Annotated in this window: 11 protein-coding genes; 10 read left to right on the forward strand and 1 reads right to left on the reverse strand. The window is 63.4% G+C overall.

The features are described 5' to 3' along the window. Positions 1–4 precede the first annotated feature (4 nt). The 7 genes from MTR72_RS19250 (at position 5) to MTR72_RS19280 (ending at position 7558) form a co-directional block, all read left to right on the forward strand. Positions 5–1021, forward strand: a complete 1017-nt coding sequence (locus MTR72_RS19250) for an FAD binding domain-containing protein (RefSeq protein WP_341510835.1) — start codon at positions 5–7, stop codon at positions 1019–1021. A gap of 2 nt (positions 1022–1023) precedes the next feature. Further along, the gene (locus MTR72_RS19255; protein WP_280969456.1) at positions 1024–3315 is read left to right on the forward strand and encodes a xanthine dehydrogenase family protein molybdopterin-binding subunit; all 2292 of its coding nucleotides are present in this window, start codon (positions 1024–1026) and stop codon (positions 3313–3315) included. A 61-nt stretch (positions 3316–3376) separates the two neighbouring features. Next, positions 3377–3841 carry an FKBP-type peptidyl-prolyl cis-trans isomerase gene (locus MTR72_RS19260; protein ID WP_280969457.1) on the forward strand — a complete coding sequence of 155 codons (465 nt, stop codon included), beginning with the start codon at positions 3377–3379 and terminating at the stop codon, positions 3839–3841. Between the two features lie 235 nt (positions 3842–4076). Next, complete coding sequence (locus tag MTR72_RS19265; RefSeq protein WP_280969458.1) at positions 4077–4586, forward strand: cupin domain-containing protein; 510 nt, start codon at positions 4077–4079, stop codon at positions 4584–4586. A 354-nt stretch (positions 4587–4940) separates the two neighbouring features. Further along, complete coding sequence (locus MTR72_RS19270; protein WP_341510836.1) at positions 4941–5369, forward strand: VOC family protein; 429 nt, start codon at positions 4941–4943, stop codon at positions 5367–5369. A gap of 39 nt (positions 5370–5408) precedes the next feature. Further along, a complete protein-coding gene (locus MTR72_RS19275) occupies positions 5409–5897 on the forward strand; it encodes a VOC family protein (RefSeq protein WP_280969460.1) in 489 nt (162 codons plus the stop codon). A gap of 398 nt (positions 5898–6295) precedes the next feature. Continuing rightward, positions 6296–7558, forward strand: a complete 1263-nt coding sequence (locus tag MTR72_RS19280) for a phospholipid carrier-dependent glycosyltransferase (protein ID WP_280969461.1) — start codon at positions 6296–6298, stop codon at positions 7556–7558. A 45-nt stretch (positions 7559–7603) separates the two neighbouring features. Here the strand turns inward: MTR72_RS19280 and MTR72_RS19285 are convergent, their stop codons facing one another. Next, positions 7604–8254 (reverse strand): OmpA family protein, encoded by a 651-nt coding sequence (locus tag MTR72_RS19285; protein ID WP_280969462.1) that lies wholly within the window; start codon positions 8252–8254, stop codon positions 7604–7606. A gap of 530 nt (positions 8255–8784) precedes the next feature. Here MTR72_RS19285 and MTR72_RS19290 point away from each other — a divergent pair. The 3 genes from MTR72_RS19290 (at position 8785) to MTR72_RS19300 (ending at position 11935) form a co-directional block, all read left to right on the forward strand. Continuing rightward, entirely contained in the window at positions 8785–10203 is a 1419-nt protein-coding gene (locus MTR72_RS19290) for a caspase family protein (protein WP_280969463.1), read from the forward strand. Positions 10204–10471: 268 nt separating this feature from the next. Beyond that, the gene (locus MTR72_RS19295) at positions 10472–10717 is read left to right on the forward strand and encodes a hypothetical protein (RefSeq protein ID WP_280969464.1); all 246 of its coding nucleotides are present in this window, start codon (positions 10472–10474) and stop codon (positions 10715–10717) included. 51 nt (positions 10718–10768) lie between these two features. Further along, positions 10769–11935, forward strand: a complete 1167-nt coding sequence (locus tag MTR72_RS19300; RefSeq protein WP_341510837.1) for a winged helix-turn-helix domain-containing protein — start codon at positions 10769–10771, stop codon at positions 11933–11935. Positions 11936–12128: the final 193 nt, after the last annotated feature.

The raw sequence follows: 12128 nt of genomic DNA on the forward strand, positions 1-12128 counted from the left end.
GCACATGCGATCCTTCCAATATCAGAGGGCGACCGACCCTCACACGGCCGTGCAGGCGCTCAGCGCAGCCGCAACTGCCAACAATCCGCTGACCCAGGCCGCGGCGCAGCCGCTCGCCGGCGGCACGACGCTGATCGATCTGATGAAGCTCGATGTGATGCGGCCTGCCGCGATCGTCGACATCAACCCGCTTGCGCGAGGCTGGTCGGCGATCGAGCCGGGCAGAGACGGCATGGGGCTCGGCGCGCTCGCGAAAATGTCCGACGTCGCCGCGCATCCCGAGATCCCGCGCAGTTACCCCGTGATCGCGGACTCCCTGAAGCTCGCCGCCAGCGCGCAACTGCGCAACATGGCGACGCTGGGCGGCAATGTGATGCAGCGGACGCGCTGCAGCTATTTCCGCGACATCTCCTACGAGAATTGCAACAAGCGCAACCCGGGCTCCGGCTGTGCCGCGATGGATGGATTCAATCGCATGCATGCGGTGCTCGGTACCTCCGACCAATGCATCGCGACCTATCCCGGCGATTTTGCCCAGGCGCTGATCGCGCTGGATGCCACGGTCGAGATCACCGGCAAGTCCGGCACTCGCAGCATGCCGTTCGCAGAGCTGCACAAGATGCCCGGTAACTCGCCCGAGATTGAAACGATGCTTCAGCCCGGCGAGTTGATCTCGGCCTTTGCGGTCCCGGGGCGTTGGCCGCGTTCGGTCTATCTCAAGACGCGCGACCGGCAGTCCTATGAGTTCGCCTTGTCCTCGGCCGCGGTGGCGCTCGACGTGCAGGACGGTGTGATCAGGGATGCGCGTGTCGCACTCGGTGGTGTCGCCACCGTGCCCTGGCGGGCGCGCGAGGCGGAGGCGCTGCTGAAGGGACAGAGATTCGACGAGGGACTGGCGCAGCGTGTGGCGGATGCCGCTTTCGCGGAGGCGAGGGGCCGCCGGCACAACAGCTTCAAGATCGCGCTCGGCAAGCGCGTGGTGACGCACGCGCTCCAGCAGGCCGTAATGATGGAGATCTGACCATGACCGCTGCCGCTCCCGAGCCGAAGGCGAATATGGGCAAGCCCGTGCCGCGCTATGACGCGGTTTCGAAGGTGACGGGACGCGCGACCTACGCGTCCGACATGCCGCTGGCGAACCCAGCCTACGCATTCCTGGTCACGAGCGCGATCGCAAAGGGCCGTATCGACAGCTGCGATCTCGACGATGCGAGGGGTGTCCGCGGCCTAATCGATATCGTGACGCATGAGAACGGGCCGAAGCTGAAGGACTCAAAGCTCTTCAGCAGTGGTGGCTATGCCGGAACCACCATTCAGCCGCTGAAATCTGCCGACGTCGCGCATGATGGCCAGATCATCGCGGTCGTCGTCGCCGAGAGCTACGAGGCGGCGCGCGAGGCCGCCAACCGGGTCAAGGTCAACTACACCGCCACGATGCCCAGCGCGACCTTCGACTCGCCGGGAACAACGACGGCTGGTGCGAAAGGACAGAACCCGCAGTTCAGGGAAGACCCGAAGGTCGGCGATTTCGCCAAGGCGTTCGATGAGGCCGAGGTCAAGCTCACCGCGTCCTACGCGACGCCGACGCAGCACCACAATCCGATGGAGCTGTTTGCGACGAGCTGCGTCTGGATGGGCGACAATCTCGTCATCTACGAGCCGAGCCAGTACGTCTATGGCCTGAAGAACGGCGTGGCCGAGCAGCTCGGCATCGATGCCGACAGGGTGCGCGTGGTCAATCCCTACGTCGGCGGCGGCTTTGGCTCGCGCGGCTCGATGACGCCGCGGACCGCGATCATCGCCGGCATCGCGAAGCGTCTCAATCGCCCCGTCAAGCTCGTTCCGACCCGCGACCAGGGCTTTACGATTGCGACCTATCGCGCCGAGACACGGCACGAGATCAAGCTCGGCGCGAGCCGCGACGGCAGGCTGGTCGCGCTCAGGCACGAGGGTGCGGAGGTCTCCTCGCGTCCTGATCCCTACTGCGTCGGCGGCACCAAGACCACGACGCGGCTCTACGCCTGTCCGAACGTCGACAGCCTCGTGTCGATCGTGCGCGCCGACCGCAACACGCCGGGCTTCATGCGTTCGCCGCCGGAGGTGCCGTATCTGTTCGCACTGGAAAGCGCGATGGACGAGCTCGCAGTCAAGCTGAACATGGACCCGATCGAGCTTCGCCGCATCAACGACACCACCAACGAGCCGATCGGCGGCAAGCCCTATACGTCGCGCTCGCTGATGGCGTGCTTCGATGAAGCGGCGAGAGCGTTCGGATGGTCGCAGCGCTCGCCGGAGCCGAAGTCGATGTCGGACGGCGATTGGCTGGTCGGCTACGGCTGTGCGGCCACCTGCTATCCCACACAGATGGGGCCCTCCGCGGCGCGCGTGCGGCTGCAACGCGACGGCCGCACCCGCGTCGAGATTGCCGGGCACGAGATCGGCACCGGCGCCTACACCATCATTGCCCAGACCGCGGCCGAGCGGCTTGGCGTGCCGCTGGAGAAGGTCGCCGTCTTCATCGGCGACAGCGACCTGCCGCCCGCGCCGGTCGCGGGCGGCTCGAACTCGACAGCGAGCACCTGTTCGGCGGTGATGATGGTGTGCGACCAGATACGGCAGCGTCTGTTCAAGGCGATGATGCCGAACGAGAGCCTGACCGACAAAGCCAAGGAAACCGTCGGCATGGGCCAGACGCCTGCAACGCAGGCGGCGAAGGGCGACCATCCGCTCGATCTCGAGAAGGCGTTCGACGCTCTCGGCATCAGCGTGGTCGAGGAATATGGCGAGTGGAAGCCGGAAGGCGCGCCCCTGGATTCCCTCCAGGCCATGCACAGCGGACACGTGCGGCTCGTCGGCGGCAGCAACCTGAATGACAAGATCGCCTATGCCTTCGGCGCGGAGTTCATCGAGATCAGGGTCAACCGCTTCACGCACGAGATCCGCGCGCCGCGTATTGTCGGTGCCTTCGCCGCTGGGCGCATCATGAACCCACGCACCGCGCACAGCCAGCTCATGGGCGGCCTGATCTGGGGCATGTCCTCGGCGCTGCTCGAATCCACCGAGATCGACGAACGCTATGCACGCTACGTCAACGACAACTTTGCCGACTATCTCGTGCCCGTGAATGCCGACGTGCCCGGCGTCGAGGTGATTCTGCTCTCTGAGCGGGATGATCACATCAATCCCGCGGGCGCAAAGGGCCTCGGCGAGCTCGCCAATGTCGGTACCAATGCCGCGGTCTGCAATGCCATCTATCACGCCACGGGCCAGCGCATCCGCAAGCTGCCGGTACGGCTGGAAAATATCGAGGTGTGAGGGGTGGAAACCCTGGTAGCGTTGCGCTAGACACCTCTCCGCCTCAAACGGAAGGTGTCTTATGCAGCGTCTTCAGCGCGCGCTCCTCGCCCTCATGTCGGCACTCGCGATCACCGTGATCGGCGGCGTGTCGCATTTCGTTTCCACCACGGCCTCGGCCCAGACCGCAGGAAAGACCATGACCACAGCTTCAGGCTTGCAGATCATCGACAGCGTCGTCGGCACCGGCGCTTCGCCAAAACCCGGCCAGATCTGCGTGATGCACTACACCGGCTGGCTCTATGAAAACGGCCAGAAGGGCAAGAAATTCGATTCGTCGGTCGACCGCAACGAGCCGTTCGAGTTTCCGATCGGCAAGGGCCGCGTCATCGCGGGATGGGACGAGGGCGTTGCTTCGATGAAGGTCGGCGGCAAGCGCACGCTGGTGATCCCGCCGCAGCTCGGCTACGGCGCGCGCGGCGCCGGCGGTGTGATCCCGCCGAATGCGACGTTGATGTTCGACGTTGAATTGCTCGCGGTGAAATAAGCCTCCTCCGTCGTTCCGGGCGGCTCGGAGAGCCGAACCCGGAATCTCGAGATTTCCGGGTTCGATGCTGACGCATCGCCCTGGAATGACAGACAAACAAAAAGGCCGGCCCTTCGGCCGGTCTTTTCGCTTTTCAGCTTCTGCAGGGCGGCTATGAGCGTTCCGATTTGGGTATGGCTTGAGGCCGCGGCTTTGGTTAGCTTGCCGGGCACGGAACCAGCAGAAAGCAAGACCAATGACCGGCCACGAACACACCCATTCCCACCATCACGATCACGACGATCGCTGGAAAAATGATGGCGTGCGCGTCATTCCCGGCAACCAGCTCGATCCGAACGTGCCCTCGACGCCCGGCATGGACCGCAAGGCCGCGATCAATTTCGCGCGCGTCGGCGCGCAGAAATTGTGGGCCGGCACGGTCAGCATCAAGCCGGACGCCAAGACCGGCGCGCATCACCACGGTCATCTTGAAAGCATCATCTATGTGGTGAAGGGCAAGGCGCGGATGCGCTGGGGCGAGCATCTCCAGTTCACCGCGGAAGCGGGCCCCGGTGACTTCATCTATGTGCCGCCCTACGTGCCGCATCAGGAGATCAATGCCAGCCCCGACGAGGTGCTGGAATGCGTGCTGGTGCGCAGCGACGGCGAGGCGGTCGCAATCAATCTCGACATCGAGCCGGTCGAGAAGCCCGAGACGGTGCTGTGGATCGATCCCGTGCACCGGGATCCGAACGAGACGAAGTAGGGCTGCCCAAAAAGGCTCACGGGGCTCTGCGACAGAACCCCGCAAGCTTGCAGGACGATCGCATATGGCGCTTTGGAGGCTGTGAACGTGCTCGGCCTCATGGTTCGAGACGCGCCGTAAGGCGGCGCTCCTCACCATGAGGGTCCAAGACCTCGCCGCAAATGAAGACCTCATCCTGAGGAGCCCGCCAAAAGCGGGCGTCTCGAAGGATGGGCCGCAGGGAAGCCGCTCACCAGAGGCTTATTCAAATGCGATTGCCCTGCGCAGGCCTGCGTCAAAAAATATTCGGAAGCCGTGTCGGATGGCCGCCTGGCCATCCGTCCTTGGGCGTGACCTATCGCCAAGGAGCTTTCGATGCCCAAGATGATCTTCATCAACCTGCCGGTAACCGACCTCAAGCGCGCGACCGCCTTTTATGAAGCGATCGGCGCGGTCAAGAACCCGCAGTTCAGCGATGAGACGGCGTCCTGCATGGTCTTTTCCGAGACCATCTACGCGATGCTAACGACCCACGACAAATTCCGCCAGTTCACGCCGAAGCCTATTGCAGATGCGAAGACCTCGAACCAGGTGCTGCTCTGCCTGTCCGCGGACAGCCGCAACGACGTGGACGAGATCGTCGCCAAGGCCGAGGCTGCGGGTGGAGTGGCCGATCCCAGCCCGAAAGAACAATACAGCTTCATGTACGGCCGCAGCTTCGAGGATCCGGATGGTCATATGTGGGGCGTGAACTGGATGGACCTCGCGGCGGCGCCGACACAGCCCGCCATGGTGAACGTCTGATCGAAACCTGAGCAAAACAACTAGAGAAGAGCATCCACGATGTCCAAGGTCACACCCTGCTTGTGGTTCAACGGCAATGCCGAGGAGGCCGCGAACTTCTACGTCTCGCTGATGCCTGACTCGGAGATCCTGCACGTTCAGCGCAACGTCGCCGACAATCCGTCCGGCAAGGAGGGCTCGGTGCTCGTCGTCGGGTTCACGCTGGGCGGACAGCGCTTCGTCGCGCTGAACGGCGGCATGAAGATGGAGTACACCCACGCGCTGTCGCTGATGATCAATTGCGAGGACCAGGCGCAGGTCGACAGCGTCTGGGATGCCTTCCTCGCTCATGGCGGCAAGGCCGAGCAATGCGGCTGGCTGAAGGATCGCTACGGCGTGTCGTGGCAGGTGGTGCCGAAAGCGATGTTCGAGTTCTTCTCCAGCTCCGATACCGCCGCGGCAAGGCGTGCGATGCAGGCTATGATGAAGATGGTCAAGCTCGACATCGAAGGCGTGCGCCGGGCGTTCGAGGGTAAGTCGGAGGCGTGAGGCGGCTAGTTCCGCCCGCCACACGATCGCTGTCATCGCCCGCCTTGTGCGCAATTGCGCACTGGGGCGGGCGATCCAGTATTCCAGAGGCCGTGACGTAATGCGTAGAAGCCGCGGCGTGCTGGATGCCCCGCCTGCCGCCTTCGCTAAAGCTTCGGCGGCCCGAGACCCCAAGCCCGGCGAAGCCTTGGTGTAGCCGGGCCGCGGGGCATGACGGCACATGCTTGTGATGTGGCGGAATTATCACAAGCGGTGCGGGACGCGCGTGATGCTTAGTGACAGTTGCGGCAGAATGCGTTCAAACATGCGAGCCATTTCATTCTTCGCCCCGGGGTATCGCGGGTTTGTCACGCAAAGCATCTCCACAACGGCCGCTGGACGTGCCTGCAGTTCCGCCGATGTCGCGGAGCGCAGTGATCGCTGTTGCGATTTTCCTGGCCGCGCATCTCGCGCTGCTGATCGGCCTCACCACGCCGGACCAGTTCGTGTTCGATGAGGTGCATTACGTGCCGGCGGCGCGGCAGATGATTGCGCCCGTGATGTCGCAGCCCGTGCTCAACCCGATGCATCCGCCGCTGGCAAAGGAGTTGATTGCGCTGTCGATCGTGACGTTCGGCGACAATGCGTTGGGCTGGCGCTATCCGGGGACACTGTTCGGCGCACTCGCGATCGTCGCGGTCTATCTCTGCGGTCTTGCGCTGTTCGCCGCGCAAGGACCCGCCATCGCCGCCGCGCTGATCGCGGCCTCCAACCAGATGCTGTACGTGCAGGCGCGCATCGCGATGCTCGACATCTTTGCGCTCGCCTTCGGTCTGCTCGCCACGGCCGCCTTCCTGCACGGCTTTCGAAAAGAGCGCCCGCACGCGCTGTTCGCGCTCGCCGGCAGCCTGTTCGGTCTCGCCGCGGCCTGCAAATGGAGCGGGCTGTTTCCGCTCGGCGTCTGCATCGTCATCGTGGCGGTGATCCGCCTGATGCAGGGCTGGCGCACGTTGTTCGCCGACGCAAAACCGGACGACTGGTATCGTCCCGACCTCTGGCCCGACTTCAGGCTGCACCATGTCGCGCTCTGCTTCGCGGCGCTTCCTGCGGTGGCCTATCTCGCAACCTTCGTACCGCTCTACGGGCTGTCGTTGTCGGATTTGATCGAGGCACAGCGCCGCATCTTCGTCGACAACACCACCACCGCGATCGCCGGCCATACCTATATGAGCGCATGGCCGTCCTGGCCGTTGCTCGCACGTCCGGTCTGGTTTCTGTTTGACAAGATCGCTGACGACCGTATCTCCGCGATCGTCTTGCTCGGCAATCCGCTTGTGCTGTGGCCGGCGCTGCTCGCGCTCGCCCTCGTGCTGCGCGACTTCATCGTCAAGCGCCGTTGGGACGCGTTCCTGATTGCGTCGTTCTATTTCGGCCCGTGGCTCGCCTGGGCACTGCTGCCGCGCACGCTCGGTTTCATCTATTACTATCTGCCGGCCGCAACCGCCGCCTCACTTGCGCTCGTCCATGTCCTGCGCAAGGAGGGCCTACCGCGCTGGCTGCTGTGGGCCTATGTCGGCGTCGCGAGCATTGGCTTTGCGGTGATGCTGCCGATCTCGGCGGCATTCGTCGGTACGTCGATGCAGACGTTCAATCGCCTGATGCTGTTTCAGAGCTGGATCTGACAACAGAAAGCCGCCCGCCGCTTGTGCGGCGGACGGTTTTGGCGATCACTTCGATGCCGTCGATGCCGTCTTGGCTTCCATGTTCACCACCTGGACGCGGCGGTTGATCGGGTCGGCGCCGTTGGCGGCATCCTTTAGCTTGGTCTTGCCGTAGCCGACGGTGACGAGATCGCTGGCGTTGAGGCCGTAGTTCTGCACCAGGTACTTCTTGATGGTGTCGGCGCGCCGCTCGGAGAGGCCCTGGTTGAACTCCTCGCCACCGATCGCATCGGTGTGGCCGGCGACCACGAAGGTCGATCCCTTCAGCGCCGGATCGGAGAGCGCCTTGCCGAGCGCCTGCACCGAGGCCATCGAGGTCTTGGCGATGTCGGCGGAATTGTAGTCGAACTGGATCTCCAGATCGATCTTCGGCTTGGTCGCTGCGAGCTCGGCGATCTGCTCGCGCTCGCCCATCGAGAGCGACCGGGTCGCGCGGTTGCGCAAGGTGTTGAGGAAGGTCGATTCCTTGGCCCGTTGGGCGGTGTCCGCCTGCGGAGCGACGGAGAGGCCGCGGGTCACCGGCTTCGGCTTCAGCGCGTTCAAGATCTGGTCGGCGGAGACGTTGTTGTCGCCGGCGAGCGCCTGGCCCGCCGTCATCGACAGCGCGGCCATAAGGGTAATCACCTTCAGTCCAAAAAACTTATCAAAACGGGTCATTGCCTTATCCTCGCTGCTGCGCCTGATGGCGGTTTGATGTTGCGAGCCTAGGGCAGATTTCAAGTGCCCTGATGTGACGTGAGTCACATTTGCCAATGTCCGGAATTCCAAGCGCATCTTAACCCCGGAGCCGGTCGGCATCCATTGCAAGTCCGGCCAGTGGCAGTGGCTTACCACCGGTGCAGCACAAGACCTTTTGTCAGGAAGCAAGGCTGTTTCAACCAGCGCATCGAAAGCAGAGTGCAGGTGCAGCTCGCCCATTCGAAGTCGTGTCCGCGACTAAGCTGGACTTCGAACCGCAGCGGGTACAATCTCCCTGCCATTGCTCGTCACCAATCGTTATTGCCCGCTGCGTCAGCAGCCCCAGAAACGTAACCGTCGCAGCGTCCTTCCGATCGGTTCGAGCAGCAGAAATCCCCGGGTGATCCAGATCACAGTGCGTTGTTGTGATTTGGATCAGATTGCTCTGATCGGATCGGCTCAGGCCGATGCGATGGCAGCGAAGAAGTTTGGATCAGGGGAGAATGATCATGCGCTTCTTGATCGCAGCAATTTCAATCGCAGCATTTTTCGTCAGCGGCAACGCGGCTTTCGCGGACAAGCGCGTCGCCTTCGTGGTGGGCAACGCCGCCTACAGGAATGTCCCGCAGCTCCCCAACCCCGCGATCGATTCCAAGGCAATGGCCAGGGTGCTGCGCAATGTCGGCTTCGATGTCGTCGAGGGCGCCAACCTCACCCGCGACGCCATGACCGCAAAGCTTCTGGAGTTCGGCAAGAAGAGCGAGGGCGCCGATGTTGCCGTGTTCTTCTATGCCGGCCACGGCATTGCCGTGAACGGTGTCAACTATCTGCTGCCGATCGACGCAGACCTGAAATCCGAGATGGACGTCAAGCTCGGCGCGGCGATCAATGTCGACGTCACGCTCGATCAGACCATGGCGGACGCGAAAGTGAAACTCGTATTCCTGGACGCATGCCGCGATAACCCGTTCGCCGCAAAAATCCGTTCGGCCAAGGCCACCCGCTCCGTCAACGTGCAGACTGGGCTTGCCGAGATGAAGTCGGGCGAGGGCACGCTGATTGCCTTTGCCACCGGCCCCGGCCAGACCGCCCTCGATGGCGAGGCCGGCACGAACAGCCCGTTCACCCGCGCACTCGTCGCCAACATTGCCCAGCCCGGCGTCGAGATCCAGCAGGCCATGACCAAGGTTCGCGCCCAGGTCAGTGACGAGACCAGCAAGGGACAATTACCCTGGGGGCACACCAACCTCACCGGCAACGTCTATCTCAATCCGGTCGGTGCGCCGGCTGCGGCCACGGCGGATACGTCGAACGCGGCGGTATCGACCGCGGCCAAGCAAGGCTCCGATGTCGAGCTCGAGTTCTGGCGGTCGATCAAGGACTCCAACAAGGTGGAGGAGCTCAACGCCTATCTCACCAACTATCCGAACGGCACGTTCAAATCGATCGCACTCGCCCGCATCGCGGCCTTGCAGGATGGACCGTCCAACACCACCCGCAATCTGTCGTCCGGGATCGACCCCGCGACGTTCACCGAGGAAGCCAACCAGGTGTCCGAAGATCAGGTCGGTCTGGACAAGAGCCAGCGCCGTGACGTGCAGCGCCGCCTCACCGGGCTCGGCTTTGACGTCAAGGCGACGGGCAAGTTCGACGACGAGACCCGTTCCGTCATCAAGCGATGGCAGGCGGCTCGTGGCTATCCCGCCACGGGTTACCTCAACAAGCTCCAGCACAATGCCTTGCTCTCGGAGATCGTTTCGACCCGCGCAGCCTCCTCCGAGCAGGCAGACGATGAGCCGGTGCGTCGCCGTTCCTCCGCTGGCGGCGGCCGGCGCCATTATAGCGGCGGTGGTGGCGGCGGCAGTCCGATGGGCGGCCCCGGCGGTCTGTTGGGCGGTATGATGGGCGGGCTATTCGGCCGCCGCTGAGAGGCAAAGCGCGAAGTGAAGGCAGTCCGGACCGGGCTGCCTTCCACATCGGAAACCTGCGCTCATCCTTCGTCGCAAAGCCGTCGCGTGATGGCCAGCCTGCGAACAAGAATTCGGCCAGATGCGCGCCTAGCAGCACACTTGATCTAACAACCGCCAAATCTGACAATCGCCAAGGAAGCGAGCCGAGTTCCATACAGTGCCCAGGCCGAGTGACTACCAGTTCTATCGTGGCGGCTCGCCGGATCGGACAGCCTTCCTAAGCTCCATGTCCATCTATATCGGCGCAGCGATGATCGCGGTGGCGATCCTGCTGTCGACGCTGATCACGGGTCTCACCAGCCGCTATGTCGGCATCGAAGGTCCGACCGACGAGAATATGTGGCTGGTCGACCGCCTCACCGGCAGCGTCTATCGCTGCCAGGCGGCGGAGCGGGGCAGGGCCTCCTGCGAGCCGGACATCGCCACGGGCAGCATCGGCGATCGGTCCAAGGCGCCGAAGGGCGGTCACTAACGCCTGTCTGCATCTTTCGCCCGGCGCGAATCCCGCTACATTGCCTTCGCAATGTCCCGCGCGCCCAAACCGCTTCCGCTCTCAACCACACAGGCCCGGCAGATCTGGCTGCATGCCCAGCGGCTCGACGTGCGTGCGCCGTTCGGGGAAGGCGCGCGGGCCGTCGCCGACGCGACGGCTCATCTCGGCTACGTGCAGATCGACACGATCAATGTGATCGAGCGCTGCCACCATCATATCCTCTATAGCCGCATCCCGTCCTACCGCCGCGCCGACCTGCGCCTTGCCCAGAGCGTCGAGAAGAGCGTGTTCGAATACTGGACGCATGCGCTGTCCTACGTGCCGACGAACGATTTCCGCTTCTTCCTGCCGGCGATGCGCGAGCATCGCCGCGACGGGCACAAATGGTACGCCTCGGTCACGCCGGCCGACATGCGCAAGGTGATGCGGCTGGTGCGCGCCGGTCCCCTGACGATCCGCGACATCGAGGACGACGCGCTCACCGAGAAGGAGCACCTTTGGCAGAGCCGCAAGCCCTCCAAGCGCGCGTTGCAGCTCGCCTTCTATACCGGCGTCGTGACCATCAGCGAGCGCCAGGGCATGCTCAAGACCTATGAGCTGATGACGCGCCATTTCGGCTGGGACAAGCTGCCGAAGCCGGCCTCGACAAAGGACATCACCGCCTATCTGCTCGACCGGGCCCTGCGGTCGCAAGGCATCGTGAGTCTCGATTCGGTCTGCCATCTCGACGCGCCGCGCAAGAAAGAGGTCGCGCGCCTGATCGCCGCGCGCGTTCGCCGCGGTGAGCTCGTCTCCGTCGCACTTCATGGCGCCGGCAAGCAGGAGCATTGGGCAGCGCCGGCCTCGTTCGAGGAGAATGGCGAGGGGATTTCGCCGGATCTCGTCCACATCCTGTCGCCGTTCGATCCCCTGATCATCCAGCGCAAGCGCACCAATCTCTTTTTCGGCTACAATCATCTGTTCGAAGCCTACGTGCCGAAACCCAAGCGCAAGTTCGGCTATTTTGCGCTTCCGGTGCTGGTCGGCGACGAAATCGTCGCCGCGCTCGACCTCAAGACCGACCGCCAGAACAAAAAGCTCTTGATGCAGAAATGGACCTGGGTCGGGGAAGGGAAGAAGACGGCGGGACGCAAGGAGCTGAAACAGAAAATCGAGGAAGAGCTCGATCGTTTCGAGCGGTTTCAATTGGCGGAGTGAGTGCTGGCAGCGAGGTTGTGGTGAACGGCTTCATCAATCTCGTCATTGCGAGCGCAGCGAAGCAATCCAGAATCTTTCCGCGGTGACAGTCTGGATTGCTTCGCTGCGCTCGCAATGACGGAGGAGAGAGCCGAACTCGGAGGCGAAATCTCAGGGTGGGTTAGAGCCCGCACCAGCGCAGGAACAGACCGCA

Origin of the sequence: Bradyrhizobium sp. ISRA442 (genome assembly GCF_038085055.1) — a bacterium.
Classification (GTDB): Bacteria; Pseudomonadota; Alphaproteobacteria; order Rhizobiales; family Xanthobacteraceae; genus Bradyrhizobium.